Origin of the sequence: Azospirillum sp. CT11-132, from assembly GCF_047302835.1 — a bacterium.
Taxonomy (GTDB): Bacteria; Pseudomonadota; Alphaproteobacteria; order Azospirillales; family Azospirillaceae; genus Azospirillum.
In genome coordinates this window covers 2,558,953-2,576,961 of sequence record NZ_JBGLZA010000003.1, presented here as the reverse complement: position 1 = coordinate 2,576,961, position 18,009 = coordinate 2,558,953, and the positions used below count along the sequence as shown (strand labels likewise).

At 67.8% G+C, this 18,009-nt stretch carries 14 protein-coding genes; 7 read left to right on the top strand and 7 right to left on the bottom strand.

The genetic code is table 11. From position 1 onward, the window contains the following. Positions 1-26 precede the first annotated feature (26 nt). Together ACCD06_RS18120 and ACCD06_RS18115 are read left to right on the top strand one after the other, a co-directional pair. Positions 27-941, top strand: a complete 915-nt coding sequence (locus ACCD06_RS18120; RefSeq protein WP_109073696.1) for a pseudouridine-5'-phosphate glycosidase — start codon at positions 27-29, stop codon at positions 939-941. Between the two features lie 115 nt (positions 942-1,056). Beyond that, positions 1,057-1,473, top strand: a complete 417-nt coding sequence (locus ACCD06_RS18115; RefSeq protein WP_109150959.1) for a hypothetical protein — start codon at positions 1,057-1,059, stop codon at positions 1,471-1,473. Between the two features lie 90 nt (positions 1,474-1,563). Here the strand turns inward: ACCD06_RS18115 and ACCD06_RS18110 are convergent, their stop codons facing one another. Beyond that, positions 1,564-4,587, bottom strand: a complete 3,024-nt coding sequence (locus tag ACCD06_RS18110; RefSeq protein WP_413342253.1) for an EAL domain-containing protein — start codon at positions 4,585-4,587, stop codon at positions 1,564-1,566. Between the two features lie 370 nt (positions 4,588-4,957). Here ACCD06_RS18110 and ACCD06_RS18105 point away from each other — a divergent pair, with 370 nt between their 5' ends. Beyond that, positions 4,958-6,073 (top strand): catalase family protein, encoded by a 1,116-nt coding sequence (locus ACCD06_RS18105; protein WP_413342251.1) that lies wholly within the window; start codon positions 4,958-4,960, stop codon positions 6,071-6,073. A 183-nt stretch (positions 6,074-6,256) separates the two neighbouring features. Here ACCD06_RS18105 and ACCD06_RS18100 read toward each other — a convergent pair whose 3' ends face one another. The 3 genes from ACCD06_RS18100 to ACCD06_RS18090 form a co-directional block, all read right to left on the bottom strand. Beyond that, entirely contained in the window at positions 6,257-6,802 is a 546-nt protein-coding gene (locus ACCD06_RS18100) for a hypothetical protein (RefSeq protein WP_413342249.1), read from the bottom strand. 130 nt (positions 6,803-6,932) lie between these two features. Then, positions 6,933-7,790, bottom strand: a complete 858-nt coding sequence (locus ACCD06_RS18095) for a pirin family protein (RefSeq protein ID WP_413342247.1) — start codon at positions 7,788-7,790, stop codon at positions 6,933-6,935. Positions 7,791-7,966: 176 nt separating this feature from the next. Next, complete coding sequence (locus ACCD06_RS18090; RefSeq protein ID WP_413342245.1) at positions 7,967-9,367, bottom strand: ammonium transporter; 1,401 nt, start codon at positions 9,365-9,367, stop codon at positions 7,967-7,969. A 678-nt stretch (positions 9,368-10,045) separates the two neighbouring features. Between ACCD06_RS18090 and glgC the strand changes: the two genes are divergently transcribed. From glgC to lepA, 3 genes are all read left to right on the top strand, one after another. Further along, positions 10,046-11,317, top strand: a complete 1,272-nt coding sequence (gene glgC / locus ACCD06_RS18085; RefSeq protein WP_109073689.1) for a glucose-1-phosphate adenylyltransferase — start codon at positions 10,046-10,048, stop codon at positions 11,315-11,317. 200 nt (positions 11,318-11,517) lie between these two features. Beyond that, the gene (gene glgA, locus ACCD06_RS18080) at positions 11,518-12,987 is read left to right on the top strand and encodes a glycogen synthase GlgA (protein WP_109073688.1); all 1,470 of its coding nucleotides are present in this window, start codon (positions 11,518-11,520) and stop codon (positions 12,985-12,987) included. A 114-nt stretch (positions 12,988-13,101) separates the two neighbouring features. Then, entirely contained in the window at positions 13,102-14,904 is a 1,803-nt protein-coding gene (lepA, locus tag ACCD06_RS18075; RefSeq protein ID WP_109150951.1) for a translation elongation factor 4, read from the top strand. A gap of 53 nt (positions 14,905-14,957) precedes the next feature. On the opposite strand, the gene ACCD06_RS18070 is transcribed toward lepA, so the two are convergent. Next, positions 14,958-15,560, bottom strand: coding sequence for a hypothetical protein (locus tag ACCD06_RS18070; RefSeq protein WP_136705011.1), 603 nt, complete (start codon positions 15,558-15,560; stop codon positions 14,958-14,960). A 242-nt stretch (positions 15,561-15,802) separates the two neighbouring features. Here ACCD06_RS18070 and ACCD06_RS18065 point away from each other — a divergent pair, with 242 nt between their 5' ends. After that, on the top strand, positions 15,803-16,444 hold the full coding sequence (locus ACCD06_RS18065; RefSeq protein ID WP_413342242.1) for a hypothetical protein: 642 nt from the start codon (positions 15,803-15,805) through the stop codon (positions 16,442-16,444). Between the two features lie 55 nt (positions 16,445-16,499). Here ACCD06_RS18065 and ACCD06_RS18060 read toward each other — a convergent pair whose 3' ends face one another. Beyond that, positions 16,500-17,588 carry an asparaginase gene (locus ACCD06_RS18060; RefSeq protein WP_413342240.1) on the bottom strand — a complete coding sequence of 363 codons (1,089 nt, stop codon included), beginning with the start codon at positions 17,586-17,588 and terminating at the stop codon, positions 16,500-16,502. A gap of 51 nt (positions 17,589-17,639) precedes the next feature. Continuing rightward, entirely contained in the window at positions 17,640-17,864 is a 225-nt protein-coding gene (locus tag ACCD06_RS18055; protein WP_109150947.1) for a hypothetical protein, read from the bottom strand. Positions 17,865-18,009 lie beyond the last annotated feature (145 nt).

Here is an 18,009-nt window from a genome sequence, read left to right as displayed (position 1 = left end):
GGGCGCGACAACCGGAGACCCAGCGCATGCACCCGATCCTGCTGCCGACCCCCGAGATTGCCGACGCGCTTGCCACGAGCCGCCCGGTGGTGGCGCTGGAATCGACCGTGATCTCCCACGGCATGCCCTATCCGCAGAATCTGGAGACCGCCCGCGCGCTGGAGGCGGAGGTGCGGGCCGCCGGCGCCATCCCCGCCACCATCGCGGTGATGGACGGCCGCATCCGCATCGGGCTGGACGACACGGCGCTGGAACGGCTGGCCATCGCCGGCCACAAGGCGCGCAAGCTGAGCCGCCGCGACCTGCCCATCGCGCTCGCCGGCGGCGGCATCGGCGCCACCACGGTGGCGGCGACGATGATCGGGGCGCGGCTGGCCGGCATCTCCGTCTTCGCCACCGGCGGCATCGGCGGCGTCCATCGCGGGGCGGAGAGCAGCTTCGACATCTCCGCCGACCTCGACGAGCTGGCCCGCACCTCCGTCTGCGTGGTCTGCGCCGGCGCCAAGTCGATTCTCGACCTGCCCAAGACGCTGGAGGTGCTGGAAACCCGCGGAGTCCCGGTGCTGGGCTTCGGCACGGACGAATTTCCCGCCTTCTACAGCCGCCGCAGCGGCCTGCCCGTCGATCATCGCTGTGACAACGTGCGACAGGTGGCAGACATCCTGCGGGCGAAATGGCAGCTTGGCCTGGAAGGCGGCGTGCTGCTCGCCAACCCCATCCCACCGGCCGACGAACTGGACGCCGACCTGATGGAAGCCGCGGTCACCCAGGCGCTGGCCGATGGGGAAGCCAACAATATCAAGGGGAAGGACATCACCCCCCACCTGCTGGCGGCGCTGGAGCGCATCACCGGCGGGCGCAGCCTGACCGCCAACATCGCGCTGATCCGCAACAACGCGCGGGTCGCGGCAGGGGTCGCCGCCGCCCTTGCCGCCCCCTAGAACCGAACGGATAAGCCTACTCCTGCGGTGGTAAGGCTTTAGCCCCGGTGCCGGCTTAAGACCCCGTTAACCGCCTGCGCGCAAATCTGTCGTCATCGAACGAGCGGAGGCTTCAATGCGCGCACCCAGCAGCACCTCGACCCTGGTTTCCCGGATGATCGCGATGGCCGGCCAAGGCGACGAAGCGGCGGGCGTTGCGGAGATGAAGGAGCCGGCACACGTCAAGCGCATCGTCTGGGCCTCCCAGGCGGCCAAGCTGCGCGTGTCGCTGTCGTCCCGCTCCATCCACGAGATCGAAGCCGCCGTCACCGCCGACCTGGACAGCATGGAGCTGCCGGAAGTGTTCTTCACCTCCGTCGAGGTGGGCGGCCATGTGGTGACCTGCGACCTCGACGCCTCCGGCACCGCCTCCATCTTCGGGCTGATCGAGGCCCACGAATATGACGACCTGGTGGAAGAGGCCGGCGACGACGCCCTGTTCGGCGTCGATTGGGACGGCGTCTACATCACCCCGGCCCGCACGCGGCACTGAACGCGACTCCTCCGGTCCCGTCAGCCCAGCCTCCGAAAACGCCCCGCAGTCCGCCTGCGGGGCGTTTTGCGTTTACGGCCCTTCCCCAAATCATGACACCGGCGACGGCGGCCGGGTCGCCGCGGCGCAGGGCATGCCGACCACCACATCATCGCCGTCGATCAGCGGCAAGCCGGCCCGCCGCCCCTCCCAGGCCGCCAGGAAGGCGTCGATGCGGTCGGCCGGCAGCGGCCGGCTGATGAAATAGCCCTGGATCAGGTCGCAGCCCATCTGCGCAAGCACCTCCCACTGGGCCGCCTCCTCCACCCCTTCAGCCACCACGCTGCGGCTGAGGTCGTGGGCGATGCGCGAGATGGACGACACCATGCTGCGCGCGTCGGGGCGGCGGTGGACGTCGTCGATGAAGGCCTTGTCCAGCTTCAGCGTGTTGATCGGCAGCGTCCGCAGATAGGTCAGCGACGAATAGCCGGTGCCGAAATCGTCCAGCGCGATGTGGATGCCGGCCTGCCGCAGCGCGTTCAGCTTGCCGATGGCGGCGTCGAGCGAACCGATCATCTGCGACTCGGTGATCTCCAGCTCCAGCCGGTGCGGCGGCAATCCGGTGCGGGCCAGGATCTCCAGCACCCGCGGCACGAAATCATGCTGGGCCAGCTGGACCGCCGACATGTTGACGCTCATCGTCACGTCGCCGGCCCCGCGGCAGCCCAGCCCCACCGCCTCGACGCAGGCGGTCTCCAGCACCCACAGCCCGAGCGGGACGATCAGGCCCGAATCCTCGCACACCGGAATGAAGCGGTCCGGCGACACCGGCCCCAGTTCCGAATCGGTCCAGCGGACCAGCGCCTCGAAGCCGCGGACCCGGCCGTCGGCCGTCGCGACCTGGGGCTGGTAATGCAGGCTGAAGGACTGGCGGTCGAAGGCCAGCCGGGCGCGGCTGAGCAGCTGCATGCGCTCCACCACGTTCAGGTTCATGTCGGCGGTGAAGGTGCAGATGCTTCCGCGCCCATTGTCCTTGGCCCGGTACATGGCGGTGTCGGCATTCTGCAGCAGATCGTCGAAACAGCGGCCGTCCCAGGGATAGCGCGCGATGCCGATGCTGCAGGAAACGTAGAAATGCTGCCCTTCGACCAGGAAGGGCGCGGCCAGAGCCTGCTCCACCCGCCGCGCCACCTCCGCCGGGGCACCGGCGTCGCCGCCCTGGACGACCACCACGAACTCGTCGCCGCCCAGCCGCGCGATGAACAGCCCCTCGCCCGCTCCCTCGCTGATGCGCCGGCCCATCATCGCCAGCAGCTCGTCGCCCGCCTTGTGGCCGAACCCGTCGTTGATGAACTTGAAATTGTCCATGTCGAGGAACAGCAGCGCCAGCGACCCGGCCTTGCCGCACGCCCTGTTGTCGGCGATCAGCCGGTCGACATGCCGTTCCAGCATCAGCCGGTTGGGCAGCCCGGTCAGCGAATCATAATGGGCCAGATGGTCCAGCCGCGCCTGCTGCTGCTTCTGGGCGGTGATGTCGGTGTAGGAGCCGCCCATCATCGTCGGATGCCCCTGCTCGTCGAACAGGGCCTTGCCGGTGGCGTACAGCCACAGGTAACTGCCGTCGCGGTGACGGACGCGGTATTCCACCCGGTATTCCGGCAGTTCGCCCGACAGGTGGCGGCACAGCTCCTCTTCCGCATGCGCGCGGTCGTCCGGGTGGACACGGTCGTACCAGGCCGCCAGCGAATTGATGCTGACGGCATCCACCCCCAGCAGTTCCTCGACCCGGCCGGACAGGACCCGGCGGTCCTTGACGACGTCCCAGGTCCAGATGATGTCGCGCGACGCCTCGGCCACCAGCCGCATCCACCGCTCACGCCCGCGCAACGCCTCCTTGCTGGCGGTCAGCTCCTCCACCTTGGCCTGCAGCTCCCGGCGCGAGTCGCTGAGCGCATCGTTGCTCACCCGCAGCGCCGCCTCGGCCATCCGGCGTTCGCGCAGCGCGAAGGACAGCACCAGCACCATGCCGAACAGCAGCAGCAGCACGCCGCCGACCGTCACCACCAGCCAGCGGTAGGTCTCCATGAAGGAGAAGGGCTTGTTGATCAGCCGGTCGAGCGGCCCGAACGACATGGCGTCGATGCCATACCGCTCCGCCTGCCGGTAATCCGCCGCGCGTGAAACGGAGCGGTTCGCCTCCGCCGGCAGATCGGACACCCCGTCCCCGTTCAACATCCTGGCGGCCAGCCTTCCCACCGCCCGGCCGTGCTCCTGTGCGCTCAGCAGGCTGCCGCCGACGATGCCGTGGCCGAGCAGGAAGTCCTGCAGGCCATAGATCGGCGCGCTGCTCCGCTCGCTCATCAGGTCCAGGAACTCCTCGGGCGGCAGAACCACCCCGTCGGCATCGGAAGCATAGCTCCCGAGCAGCACGGCGCTGTCGGGCGGAAGGGTCGCCAGCCGATCCTCCAGCCGGGCGAAGGGCAGGTCGGGCAGCACATGCCGCTCCAGCCCGGCGGGAAGACGGCCGGCCGCCGCCAGCGCCTCGACCTCGACATCCAGGGCAAGTCCCGATTCGGTCTGGTCGCGCAGAAGGAACAGGTGGCGCAGCTTCGGGTTGGCCGCAGCCGCCATGCGGACGGTTCCTTCGATGTCCTTGCCCTCGTCCACCCCGACCACATTGCGCTCGCCCGCGGTCAGCTTGCGTGCCGTTGCCGCGATCACGCCGCCATGCACCAGCGGCACCGGCCCATACAATTCCCGCCGCAGGTCGAGAGCGAATTCCAATGCCGCATCGTCGGTGGTGATGATTGCATCGACGGTGCCCTGAGGATGGCGAAAGGCGATCAGTGCCCGCAGAAGCTCCAGGCCGCTCCGGTCCGGAAAGCGCTTCCAGTCCAGGTAATAGGCAATCACGATCGCGGTCGGCGCCTCCACCTCCAACAGCTTGGTGATACCGTCGGCCTGACCATGCGTCCACTCGTAGCCCTGGTGGTAGGAATGCAGGACCAGCACCGTCCGGTTCGCCGCCGACGGCCGTCCGGCGGCGGAGGACGCCATCGCCGCCAGCAGAAGTCCCAGCAGCAGGACGCAGCCGCGCACCCACCTGATGGGACGTATCGCAGGCCAGCTGGTCATGGAGCATCCTTCAGTCGCCGATCCGGCCGGACTCTTCGAACTCCGCAAAGTGATCGAAAATCTCCGACCCTCCCACCTTGAAGGATAAGCAGGCAAGGCACCTCAGCGCCACAGACTTCTTATAAGGGATCTTCCAATACTCTTGGGTTAATTTCCATAGAAGATTGGAATACTCCCAAACCACACCCGCATGGGTCGTGCTTGATTATTTGCAATCCCGCCTCTTTTTGTGCAGTGCGAACAGCAAAGGCGGATGCCGGGCCTGGTCATTAACCTCCGCCGGCTCCGGCGAATCGTTGCGGAACGGACGACACAATCCGGCTGTTGTCCCGGCTGCACCCCGCCCCTTCCCCAATCCGGAGCCGGCCCCTTGTCCGCTGCCTTTTCCCAGCCCACTGCCAAGCCCCTGCCCTACGCCCCGTCGGTCGAAAATCCCGGTCCCGACGAAGCCCGAATCTTCGAGGAACTGGCCGAAACGCTGCTGTCGATCAGCGCCAAGACCTTCGAGGACAGCGGCCATGCGAACCGCAGCGTCCACGCCAAGAGCCACGGGCTGCTGATCGGCAGGCTGGACGTGCTGGACGATCTGCCGGCGGAGCTTGCCCAGGGCCTGTTCGCGCGGCCGGAGAGCTATCCGGCGATCCTGCGGCTGTCGACCACGCCGGGCGACATCCTGCCCGACAGCGTATCGACCCCGCGTGGTCTGGCGGTGAAGGTGCTGGGCGTGTCCGGCGACCGGCTGCCGGGATCGGAGGACGAGGCCACGCAGGATTTCGTCATGGCCAACGCCCCTGTCTTCTCGGCCCCCGACGCCAAGCGGTTCCTGACGACGCTGAAGCTGCTGGCCGCCACCACCGACCGGGCGGAGACGGCGAAGACGGTGCTGTCGGCCGGCCTGCGTGCCGCCGAACGGGTGGTGGAGGCCTTCGGCGGCGAGAGCGCCACGCTGAAGACGCTGGGCGGCCACCCGGAAACCCACATCCTGGGCGAAACCTTCTACAGTCAGGCCGCATTGCGCTTCGGCGACCATATCGCCAAGCTGCAGATCGTTCCGGTGTCTCCGGAACTGACCGCGCTGGCCGGCGCGGCGCTGACCGTCAACGGCAAGCCGAACGGCCTGCGCGAAGCGGTGGTGGAGTTCTTCCGCGACAACGAAGCCGTCTGGGAACTGCGCGCCCAACTGCGCACCGACGAGGAGCGCATGCCGGTGGAGGATGCCAGCGTGCTGTGGCCGGAGGAGCTGAGCCCCTACCGTACCGTCGCCCGCCTCACCGTGCCGGCGCAGACGGCGTGGAGCGAGGAACGGTCGCGCGCCGGCGACGACCGGCTGTCCTTCAGCCCCTGGCACGGTCTGGCGGCGCACCGGCCGCTGGGTTCGATCATGCGCGCCCGCCGCCTCGCCTACGACCGCTCCGCCGAATTCCGCATGGACCGCAACGGCTGCCCAATGCACGAACCGGCTGCGGGCTACCGCCTGCCGGGGTAGGCGTCAGCGCTCCCTCTCCCGCCTACAATCCCCTCTCCCCCCTGGGGAGAGGGTTAGGGTGAGGGGGACGCGCGGCGAGGATCTTCAAGCATCGCGCACTCTCCGCCCTGCACCAAATCCACCCCATGCATCCCCCTCACCCCGACCCTCTCCCCGGAGGGGAGAGGGGGACATCACTCCCCCTCACTGCAGGCTGCGCTGCATCTCCTCGAAGGTGCGGGAGAAGCCGTTCAGCGGAAAGTCGATGTCGCGCTTGCCCATGTGGGGGGAGTTGACGCGGACCAGGATGGACGAGCCGTTGCGGAACTGGTCGGCGACGCGGCCGGACACGAAGTTCGGGAACATGCACATGTTCAGCGTCGCCACATGCGATTCGATGCGCGGCTGGCGGTCGACGCGGATGGCGCAGCGGTCGATCAGGCCCTGGCTGGTGGTCAGGAACAGGTGGAAGTCGTTGCCGGTCGGAATGATGCTGAGCGCGATGAAGCCGACATCCTTCCCGTCGTCGAACAGGCGGTAGATCATCAGCCGGCAGGTCTTGCTGTCGGTCATCCGGTCGATGTCGCACTGGTTGGTCCAGGCGCCCTCGGGCCCGAAATCGGCGGCGGCCTTGGAGAAGTCCACGGCGGCGGCCGGCTTGGCGGAGAAAAGTCCCCCGGCAAGCGTCAGAGCCAGCAGTGCCGCAGCCGCAGCCGCCCTGAAGCCGCCCATCAGACCCTTTGCTCGCATCGCCCCGGCTCCCCGCCATCGTTGGTGTTAATACGGAATGCGCCATGATAACCGGGGACGGCGGGGGTGCAAGGCACGAGATGCCGCGTGGGGCAGACCATGAGGACCGGCCCCGCGCAGCATCGGGCGATCAGATGCGCCCTTCCTCGAAGTCGCGGAAGGCCTGCATCACCTCCTCCCGCGTGTTCATGACGAAGGGACCGCCCCAGGCGATCGGCTCGCCGATCGGCTCGCCGGCCAGCAGCAGGAAGCGGGCGCCGTCCGGCCCGGCCACCGCCTCCACCCGCTCGCCGTCGCCCAGCACGATCACCCGCGGCCCCGACAAAGCTCCCTCCCCGCCCACATCCAGCGTGCCTTCGAACAGCACCAGGAAGGCGGTGTGGCCGGCCGGCAGCGGTTCGGCGAAGGACACCGACGGCGGCAGCGTCACGTCGAAATAGCGGGCGTCGGTCGCCTCGGCCCGCACAGGCCCGGCCGTGCCGCGGGCGGTGTCGCCGGCGATGACGGTGACGGTCGCCCCACCCTCGCGCTTTTCCACCGGAATGGAAGCGGCCGGGAACTCCTGATAGCGCGGGTCGGTCATCTTCAGCCGGGCCGGCAGGTTGATCCACAGCTGGAAGCCGCGCATCAGCCCTTCGGTCTGCTCCGGCATCTCCGAATGGATCAGGCCGCGGCCGGCGGTCATCCATTGCACGCCGCCGGTCTCGATCACGCCCTCATGCCCATGGTTGTCGGCATGGCGCATGCGGCCGGCCAGCATGTAGGTCACCGTCTCGAACCCGCGGTGAGGATGGTCGGGGAAGCCGGCGAGATAGTCGGTCGGCTGGTCCGAGCCGAACAGGTCAAGCATCAGGAAGGGGTCGAGCGTGCGCAGGCGGGGCGTGCCCAGCATGCGGGTCATGCTGACCCCGGCCCCGTCGGAGGTGGCCATGCCCTCCACGGCGGCGAGCACCGGACGGACACCGGGGGTGGCGGGCTTGGTAGACATGGCGGCAACTCCTGGCAAAGCACAATGACGTTGCACCAGAGGTAGTCCGCCCCGGCCCCGCCGTGAAGCCGGCCCGCCCGCGCCACAGCGTTTCCGCCCGTGCAACAATCCAAACGAAAAAGGCCGCCGGAGAACCGGCGGCCTTCTCGAAGAGACCCGTGGGAAAGGGATTTGTCTTAGTGGATGCTCTCGCCATGCAGGGCGAGGTCGAGACCGTCGCGCTCCACATCCTCCTCGACGCGCAGGCCCATCACCACGTCGACGACCTTCAGCAGGACGAAGGTGGCGACGGCGCACCACACCATGGTGTAGAGCACGCCCTGGACCTGGATCCACACGGCGGCGGCGTTGCCTTCCAGCAGGCCCAGCGTGGCGTTGGGGTCGGCCTGCAGGACGGAGGCGAAGCCGCCTTCGCTGTTGGACACCGACATCTTGGCGAACACGCCGGTCAGGATGGCGCCGATCAGGCCGCCGACACCGTGCACGCCGAAGGCGTCCAGGCTGTCGTCATAGCCCAGCATGTGCTTCAGGCTGGTGGCCGACCAGAAGCAGACCACGCCGGCGACGATGCCGATGATGATGGCGCCCGTCGGGTCGACGAAGCCGGCGGCCGGGGTCACCGCGACCAGACCGGCGACGGCGCCGGAGATGATGCCGAGGATCGACGGCTTGCCCTTGACGATCCACTCCGCGAACAGCCAGCCCATGGCGGCACCGGCGGTGGCGATGTGCGTGGCGGCCAGCGCCATGCCGGCGCGCGGACCGGCGGTCAGGGCCGAACCGGCGTTGAAGCCGAACCAGCCGACCCACAGCAGCGAGGCGCCGATCAGCGACAGCACCAGGTTGTGCGGCATGAAGGCTTCCTTCGGGTAGCCCTTGCGCTTGCCGATCACCAGCGCGGCGACCAGACCGGCGACACCCGCGTTGATGTGCACGACCGTGCCGCCGGCGAAGTCCAGCACGCCCAGGCCGAACAGGAAGCCCGACGGATACCAGACCCAGTGAGCGATCGGCGCATAGACCACGATCGACCACAGGGCGGTGAAGACCAGCAGCGAGGAGAACTTCATGCGGTCGGCGAAGGCGCCGGTGATCAGGGCCGGGGTGATGATCGCGAAGGTCATCTGGAACATCATGAAGACCGGCTCGGGGATCGTCGTCGCGACACCCGACCCCGTCGCCTCGCCCAGCACGAAGGCCTTCGAGAAGTCGAGCCCGTTCAGGAAGAGCCGGTCGAGCCCGCCGACATAGGCGCCGGTGCCGGTGAAGGCCAGGCTGTAGCCGATCACGTACCACAGGACGCTGATCAGGCAGGTGATGGCGAAGCTCTGCATCACCGTCGACAGCACGTTCATCTTGCGGACCATGCCGCCGTAGAACAGCGCCAGGCCGGGGATGGTCATCATCAGCACCAGCGCGGTGGAGATCAGCATCCAGGCGGTGTCGCCGCCATTCAGCGCCGGCGCGGCAGCAGCGGCGGCCGCGGCCGCATCTTGGGCAAGGGCTGCGGCCGGCATGCCGACCGTGCCCAGAGCAACCGCCATCATCGGTGCGGCCAGAAGGAACAGACGGTTCATCGAGGCTCCTCTTTCTCCAAAATCGCTCCCGCCCCGATACGGCCGGCGCGGCACCGGAGGTGTTCCGCGCGCTGGGCACCGCACTGGGGCGACCCCGTCCCGGTCGCCCCGTCCCCGGCAAAGACGGGGCGGCGGACGGGACCAAGGACGCCTCCAGCGTTACAAGAAGCGTGCCAGTCGAAAACGGCTTGGAATCGTCAGGGTTGTCCCAGGACCGGACCCCCGAACGGGCAGCCCCGGACGAGTCGCACCCGGTGTCTGCACAGAAAACAGGCAGGCTCCGGAACCCTCACTCTGCTGCAATTTTCGGGCTTTCGACCGATTGGCAGGACCGGACGCCCCGATTTGGCCCGGCATTCTGGCTGCCATTCCGGCAGATGATGAAAAATTAGGCAGAGATCGGCCCGCGCGGCGGTCACTGGAGCGGCATCTGGGGCACGGCATCGGGGGCGCGACATCGGGCAGCACCCTACCCCGTCCATCCAGTCCTTTCGGCTTGCCCCGCTTTCGCCACCGCTTTCCTCCTAGGACCGCGGGTTGAAGATCCGGCGGGTAAGCCGAGGCAAACCCGACGCCGGGCCTATTGGACATGGCGGCGAGATGTGGCACCGTCAACGCCTCCAATTGGATTGGCCGCTCGCCCGCGGCCGCAAGAATAAGGCAAAGGGGGTAACGGCCATGCTCGACAAACGCGATCTGCGCCTCGCACCGCGACGTGCGGTGGCGCTGGTGCTGGCCGGGGGACGCGGAAGCCGTCTGAAGCAACTGACCGACCGGCGGGCCAAGCCGGCCACCTATTTCGGCGGCAAGTACCGCATCATCGACTTCGCGCTGTCCAACTGCGTCAATTCCGGCTTCCGCCGCATCGGCGTGCTGACGCAGTACAAGTCGCACAGCCTGCTCCGCCATCTCCAGCGCGGCTGGAACGTCTTCCGCGGCGAGATGAACGAGTTCTGCGACCTGCTGCCGGCCCAGCAGCGCGTCAGCGAGACGGAGTGGTACCAGGGCACCGCCGACGCCGTGTACCAGAACCTGGACATCCTGCGCGACCACGAGCCGGAATATGTCCTGATCCTGGCCGGCGACCACATCTACAAGATGGATTACGGCGCGCTGCTGCTCGACCACATCGACCGGCAGGCCGACGTCACCGTTCCCTGCATCGCCGTTCCCCGCGAACAGGCGAGCGGCTTCGGCGTGATGCACATCGACAACGACCGCCGCATCATCGACTTCGTGGAAAAGCCGGCCGATCCGCCGCCGATGCCCGGCCGCCCCGATCTGGCGCTGGCCAGCATGGGCATCTACGTCTTCAACGCCCAGTTCCTCTACGACCAGCTGGAGCGCGACGTGGCCACCCCCGGCTCCAGCCGCGATTTCGGCAAGGACATCATCCCGCATCTGGTGAAGACCGGTGCCAGGATCATCGCCCACGACTATGCCGACAGCGCCATCATCGACGCGCCGGACGACGCCCCCTACTGGCGCGACGTCGGCACCATCGACGCCTATTGGGAAGCCAACCTCGACCTCTGCCACGTCACGCCGCAGCTGAACCTGTACAACCGCGACTGGCCGATCTTCACCTATCAGGAACAGCTGCCGCCGGCGAAGTTCGTCTTCGACGACGAGAACCGCCGCGGCATGGCGGTGGACAGCCTGGTGTCCGGCGGCTGCATCATCTCCGGCTCCACCGTGCGGCGGTCGCTGCTGTTCAGCTCGGTCCGCGTCAACTCCTACAGCGAGCTGCACGAGGCGGTGGTCCTGCCGGAATGCGACATCGGCCGTCATTGCCGCCTGAAGAAGGTGGTGATCGACCGCGGCGTCAGCATCCCCAACGGCCTCGTCGTCGGCGAGGATGCGGAGCTGGACGCCAAGCGCTTCCACCGCTCGGAAGGCGGCGTCGTCCTCATCACCCGCGAGATGATCGAGAAGCTGCCGAAGGAGTAGGAAGCCTCCTCCCCCTCCGACCGAAGCCGACCCCTCACCCCTGCGGCCGTCATTCCCGTGAAGGCGGGAATCCAGTTCCCGAAGCCGATCTTCGGAACAGCCTGGATCCCCTTCTCCCGCGGGGATGACGGCCAGGTGAGCTACAGGCCAGCCTTCCCCCGCCTTTCGCCCCTCCCGCCTTTCACCCGAGTGCCTTCCCGATGCGCGTCCTTTACGTCACGTCCGAATGCTACCCGATGGTCAAGACGGGGGGGCTGGCGGACGTGTCCGCCGCCCTGCCGCCGGCCCTGAACGCCGCCGGCGCCGATGTCCGCCTGCTGCTGCCGGGATATCCCGCCGTTCTCAACAGCCTGCAGAACCTGCACGAGGTCGGCGACCTGATCACCGACCTGCCCGGCTGCGACCGCGCCCAGCTGTGCATCGGCCGCACCGCCGACGGGGTCCTCGCCTATGCGCTGAACGCGCCGTCGCTGTACGATCGTCCCGGCAACCCCTATCTCGGTCCGGACGGCAAGGATTGGGCCGACAACGCCCTGCGTTTCGCCGCGCTCGCCTGGGTCGCCGCCGGCTTCGCGTCGGAGGTTTCCTACGATCCCTGGTGGCGGCCCGACATCCTGCACGGCCATGACTGGCAGGCCGGGCTGATCCCCGCCTATCTGACCCTGCGCCCCGACCGCTTCGCCGCCCCCTTCCGGCCGGGCACCGTGCTGACCATCCACAACATCGCCTATCAGGGCGTCTTCGGCCCCTGGATGATGGGCGACATCGGCCTGCCCTCCTCCAGCTTCCGCATCGACGGCGTCGAGTATTACGGCAACATCAGTTTCCTGAAGGCCGGTTGCTTCTACGCCGACCGCCTGACCACGGTCAGCCCGACCTACGCCAACGAGATCCAGACGGCGGAACACGGCACCGGCCTGCAGGGCCTGCTCGCCACCCGTTCCGACGTGCTGACCGGCATCCTGAACGGCGTCGATTACGCCGTGTGGGACCCGGCGACCGACCCGCACCTCCCCGCCCGCTACACCCCCGACGATCTGGGCGGCAAGGATGCCTGCAAGGCCGACCTGCAATCCGCCTTCGGCCTGGACCGCCGCCCCGACGCCCCGCTCGCCGCCGTGGTCAGCCGCCTGACCTGGCACAAGGGCCTGGACCTCGTGCTGGAGGCCGCCAGCCAATGGGTGTCCTGGGGCGGCCAGCTGGTGGTTCTCGGCAGCGGCGACGCCTCCAGCGAGGCCGGTTTCCGCCACCTCGCCCAGTGGCACCCGCATTCGATCGGCGTCCGCGTCGGCTATGACGAGCCGCTGTCCCACCGCATCCAGGCCGGTTCCGACCTGTTCCTGGTGCCGTCCCGCTCGGAGCCCTGCGGCCTGACCCAGCTCTACGCCCTGAAATACGGCACCCTGCCGCTTGTCCGCCGCACCGGCGGCCTCGCCGACACGGTGATCGACGCCAACCCCGCCGCCAGTGCCGACGGCAGCGCCACCGGCTTCCAGTTCGTCAACGCCACCGGCCAGGAACTGGTGTGGGCCTTGCGGCGCGCACTGACCGTCTACCGCAAGCCGGAGCGCTGGCACGCGATGCAGCGCCGCGCCATGACGCGGGACTTCGGCTGGCACGGGCCGGCGGAGGAGTACATGGAGCTGTACCGGGGGATCGCTGGGCGGTGAGGCCCCGGCGAGGCCCCCCTGGGGCTTCGCATCCGCCCGCCCCACCACACCATCATTGCGCCCATCCCCCGTCCGCCCTATGTTCCCGGCAAACTATCGCTTGTCCGGGCCCCGATGACTGACCTCTCGCACATCCGCAATTTCTCGATCATCGCCCACATCGATCATGGCAAGTCCACCCTTGCCGACCGGTTGATCCAGCAGTGCGGCGGCCTCGACGCGCGCGAGATGCGCGAACAGGTGCTCGACAGCATGGACATCGAGCGCGAGCGCGGCATCACCATCAAGGCCCAGACCGTCCGCCTGCTCTACAAGGCGGAGGACGGCAAGCAGTACACGCTGAACCTGATGGACACCCCCGGCCACGTCGACTTCGCCTATGAGGTCAGCCGGTCGCTCGCCGCCTGCGAGGGCTCGATCCTGGTGGTCGACGCCTCCCAGGGCGTGGAGGCGCAGACGCTCGCCAACGTCTATCAGGCGATCGACAACAATCACGAGATCATCCCGGTCCTCAACAAGATCGACCTGCCCGCCGCCGAGCCGGAGCGGATCAAGCAGCAGATCGAGGACGTGATCGGCCTCGACGCCTCCGACGCGGTGGAGATCTCGGCCAAGTCCGGCCTCAACATCGGCGCGGTGCTGGAGGCGGTGGTCAAGCGGCTGCCGCCGCCCAAGGGCGATGCCGACGCGCCGCTGAAGGCCCTGCTGGTCGATTCCTGGTACGACCCCTATCTCGGCGTCGTCATTCTGGTGCGCGTGGTCGACGGCGTGCTGAAGGTCGGGCAGAAGGTGCGCTTCATGGCCGCCGGCTCGGCCCATGACGTCGACCGCGTCGGCGTCTTCACGCCGAAGGCGCTGCTGACCGGTGAGCTGCGGCCGGGCGAGATGGGCTTCATCACCGCCGCGATCAAGGACATCACCCAGACCAAGGTCGGCGACACCATCACCGACGAGCGCAAGCCGGCGACCGAGGCTCTGGCCGGCTTCAAGCCGTCCATCCCCGTGGTGTGGTGCGGCCTGTTCCCGGTCGACGCCGCCGATTTCGAGCGGCTGCGCGACAGCTTGGGCAAGCTGAAGCTGAACGACGCCAGCTTCCATTACGAGGCGGAGACATCGGCGGCGCTGGGCTTCGGCTTCCGCTGCGGCTTCCTCGGCCTGCTGCATCTGGAGATCATCCAGGAGCGGCTGGAGCGCGAGTTCAACCTCGACCTGATCACCACCGCCCCCTCGGTGGTCTACAAGCTGACGATGACCGACGGGACGGTGCGGGACCTGCACAACCCGGCCGACATGCCCGATGTGATGCGGATCGACCACATCGACGAGCCGTGGATCAAGGCCACCATCATGCTGCCCGACGAGTATCTCGGCGGCGTCCTGCAGCTTTGCACCGAGCGGCGCGGCCAGCAGATCGAGCTGACCTACGCCGGCGCCCGCGCCATGCTGGTCTACCGCCTGCCGCTGAACGAGGTGGTGTTCGACTTCTACGACCGGCTGAAGTCGATCAGCCGCGGCTATGCCAGCTTCGACTACCAGATGGACAGCTATGAGGAAGGCGACCTCGTGAAGCTGTCGATCCTGGTGAATGCCGAGCCCGTCGACGCCCTGTCGATGATCGTCCACCGCAGCCAGTCCGAACGCCGCGGCCGTCAGCTCTGCGAACGCCTTAAGGAACTGATCCCGCGCCAGCTCTTCAAGATCGCCGTCCAGGCCGCCATCGGCGGCAAGATCATCGCCCGCGAGAGCATCAGCGCCATGCGCAAGGACGTGACCGCCAAGTGCTACGGCGGCGACATCAGCCGCAAGCGCAAGCTGCTGGACAAGCAGAAGGAAGGCAAGAAGCGCATGCGCCAGTTCGGCCAGGTCGAAATCCCGCAGAGCGCCTTCATCGCGGCGCTCAAGATGGGCGACGAGTAAGGATACGGAAAGGCGGGCTTCGGCCCGCCTTTTTGTTTGACGGCGGTCGCCGCTCAGGGCGGGAAATCGCCCTCCTCCCAGACCGTGGCGTTGGTCCGCAGATACTGGCGGAGGTGCTTGGGATAGCTGTGCTTGGCGTCGAGGTTGATGAACAGCGGATTGGTCTGCCGCGTCTTCTGCGCCTCGTCGAGAAAGGCAAGCTGGTAGCAGAGAATCACGAATTCCGAACAGAAGACGTTCTTCACCGCCCCCTGATGTTCGGTGTGCGACAGCCGCTCCTTGTATTTCTGCAGCCGCCCGAAGGCGCCGGTGCCGAAGCCGGTGCTTCCCGCCCAGGCGAACACCGCCCTGGCCGTCCCGTAGGAGGAGGAGGCCTTGTGCAGCCTCAGCGCGGTGTCCTGTACCGCCTGGGCTTGGGCATCGCTCATCGCGCGCGGGCGGAACAGCCGCCCGGCCCCCATATTGATGACGTCGGACTTCTTGATGCCGTCGCGCGGCTGTTCGCTGCCGAAGCCGGTGGCATGGAGCACCATCCAGTCGGTCCGCACACCGCTGCTGTATTTGACCTTCTCGCCGATCACGATGGCGCAGTGCGACACCGTTCCATCGGCGATGATGATGTCGCCGGGACGATAGGCCGGGGAAAGGGACACCATGACTGAAGCCTCGCGACTGCCGATTCTGCGGGAAGGAGACTCTCAGAAATTAGTTCGCATTTAAAGCGAACTGTGGTTTCAGCCCTGCGACCGAACTGTCTATCTGATGACAGACCTGAGAAATAGCGGCTTACCGGCGAAACAAACCCACGGCTGAGGTGTCATCTCCTGCGAAGGGGGATCAGATGCCGCCGTCGGCGGTCGCGGTCCCCCCACATTCGGTTGAAGTCCGGGAGGATGACATGCGCAAATTTCTCGCCGCCGCGGTTCCGGCCCTGATGCTGATGGCCGCCGCCGCGCCGGGCCATGCACAGACCAGCGGCTCCGCCAGGGCCAACGCGGTCGCCAACGGCACGATGGACAGCGGCGCCCGCGACGTCCAGGCCAGCCGCGCCATGATCGGCAAACGGGTGGTCCACCGCCATGGCGGGCCGGTCGCCGGCACCGTCCAGAACGTCACCACCGACGCCCAGGGCCAGACGATGGTCGAGCTGAAGCTCGCCAAGTCTGGCCAGACCGTCATGCTTCCCCCGGCCTCCTTCGAACGGCGGGGCAAGCAGATCATCGTCATGCAGGACGCCAGCGAACTGCAGCAGCTCGCCCAATACAGCAACCAGGCCAACACCGGCTACGGCAGCTCGACGGGCGGGACCATGGGCGGCCAGATGGGCGGCTCCGCCGGCGGCATGGGCTCCGGCGCCATGAATCGCGGGGCAATGGACAGTGATTCGATGAACCGGGGCTCCATGGGCACCGGCACCATGAACCGCGGGTCGATGAACCAAGGCTCCATGAATCAGGGCACCATGAATCAGGGCACTATGGGCAACGGCACGATGAACCGCGGCACCATGTCGCCGAACCAGCCCGGCATGGGCCAGTAACCGTCTGCCGGAGGCGGAGGGTCCAACCGACGCCCCCGCCTCCGGACAACAACTCTCAATCCCCGATCACCGTCAGTTCGCCCGCCTGCGGCACCGGCATCGCCGCCTTGACCGCGGCGGCGTCCAGACCGCCGGCCAGCAGGCAGACCAGCTTGGCGTAGCTCGCCTCCGGCGTCATGTCATAGGCGCCGATCGCACCGACGGCGCCCAACCCGGTGGCATAGGCGCCGGGCAGCACCGCGCCGCGCTGCACCTGGGTGTTGTCCATCAGCACGACCCCGGCCGTCACCGCCGCCGACAGGGCGCCGAGGAACTCCGGATCGGTCGGGCCGTTGCCCTCGCCGAAGGCCAGCAGCACCGCCCCCTTCGCCGCCGGGCTGGTGGCGGTCAGCATCGCCGACACCGTGCTCGCCCGAATGCCGGGGTACAGCCACAGCATGACGACGGAGAACCCCGCCAGCGCCGCCGGCAGGGCGTCCAACGTTGCCAGCCGCTTGGCCCGGTTGTCCGGCTCGGCCAGTGAAACGCTCTTGTCCGGCATCGGCAGCCAATGGGGCTCGTTGCGGGCGACCACGCTGCCGACGCTGGCGAGCGGCGGGAAGTTCGGCGAATCGAAGCCGGCGAAACGGTTGGCGTCGACCTTGGACGAGCGGTTGCCGCGCAGCAGCTTGGTGTCGAAATAGACGCAGACCTCCGGCACCGGCAGGGTCCCCGCCACCACGATGGCGCCGACCAGATTGGCCGGCGCGTCGCTCAGCGTGAAGGACAGCGGCACCTGCGACCCGCTGAACACCACCGGCTTCGACAGGCCGGGCAGCAGGAAGGACAGGGCCGACGCGCTGTAGGCCATGCTGTCGGTGCCGTGCAGCACGACGAAACCGTCATACTGGTCATAGACCGACAGCAGTCGCCGGGCGATGGCGACCCAGTCCGCCGGCGTCATGTTGGAGCTGTCGAGCGTGCGGTCGAACCAGTCCATGGTCCAGTTCAGGTCCGGGTAATCCTGCACCCGGTGGCCCGACAGGCCGGGCACCGCCAGCACCAGCTTCTCGAACTCCGCGCCCGGCACCGGGGCCAGCGCCCCGTCGGGATTGGTCACGCACCCGATGGTGCCCCCGGTATACAGCACATAGACCCGCGACATCGCCCGTTCCTCCCGGCATTCTTGTCGGCGGCAGGATAGGCTGGCGCCCGCCTATTTCTCAAGCCGCAGCCGGTCCCGGACCGCCAGCGGCGAGCGCACCGACGACGGCGCCTGTTCCGCCATCAGGCGATGGCCGAACACGGGAAGGGCCGACGGCACCGGGTTGTAGGCAAGGCGGAAGCGCCGCGGCTCCGGCACCGACGGCGCAGGCATGACAGGCAACTCCATGCGGGCGGCCCCGAGAACCGCACCGGTCCAGGCGGCGAACAGCGACATGATCGGACACTCCAAAGGGTTCGGAGACCGACAATGGGGCGGGCGCCATTCCCTTGGAAACGAATAGGCATTATGCCGTCATCACGATTCGTAATGACCGCGCCGTTGCGGACGGCCGGGCGCTCTGCTTGAATAAGCGGCAACT

Coding starts and splice junctions, on each gene's coding strand:
- ACCD06_RS18120 (WP_109073696.1), top strand. CDS start 27: ATGCACCCGATCCTGCTGCCGACCCCCGAGATTGCCGACGCGCTTGCC.
- ACCD06_RS18115 (WP_109150959.1), top strand. CDS start 1,057: ATGCGCGCACCCAGCAGCACCTCGACCCTGGTTTCCCGGATGATCGCG.
- ACCD06_RS18110 (WP_413342253.1), bottom strand. CDS start 4,587: ATGACCAGCTGGCCTGCGATACGTCCCATCAGGTGGGTGCGCGGCTGC.
- ACCD06_RS18100 (WP_413342249.1), bottom strand. CDS start 6,802: ATGCGAGCAAAGGGTCTGATGGGCGGCTTCAGGGCGGCTGCGGCTGCG.
- ACCD06_RS18095 (WP_413342247.1), bottom strand. CDS start 7,790: ATGTCTACCAAGCCCGCCACCCCCGGTGTCCGTCCGGTGCTCGCCGCC.
- ACCD06_RS18090 (WP_413342245.1), bottom strand. CDS start 9,367: ATGAACCGTCTGTTCCTTCTGGCCGCACCGATGATGGCGGTTGCTCTG.
- glgC (WP_109073689.1), top strand. CDS start 10,046: ATGCTCGACAAACGCGATCTGCGCCTCGCACCGCGACGTGCGGTGGCG.
- glgA (WP_109073688.1), top strand. CDS start 11,518: ATGCGCGTCCTTTACGTCACGTCCGAATGCTACCCGATGGTCAAGACG.
- lepA (WP_109150951.1), top strand. CDS start 13,102: ATGACTGACCTCTCGCACATCCGCAATTTCTCGATCATCGCCCACATC.
- ACCD06_RS18070 (WP_136705011.1), bottom strand. CDS start 15,560: ATGGTGTCCCTTTCCCCGGCCTATCGTCCCGGCGACATCATCATCGCC.
- ACCD06_RS18065 (WP_413342242.1), top strand. CDS start 15,803: ATGCGCAAATTTCTCGCCGCCGCGGTTCCGGCCCTGATGCTGATGGCC.
- ACCD06_RS18060 (WP_413342240.1), bottom strand. CDS start 17,588: ATGTCGCGGGTCTATGTGCTGTATACCGGGGGCACCATCGGGTGCGTG.
- ACCD06_RS18055 (WP_109150947.1), bottom strand. CDS start 17,864: ATGTCGCTGTTCGCCGCCTGGACCGGTGCGGTTCTCGGGGCCGCCCGC.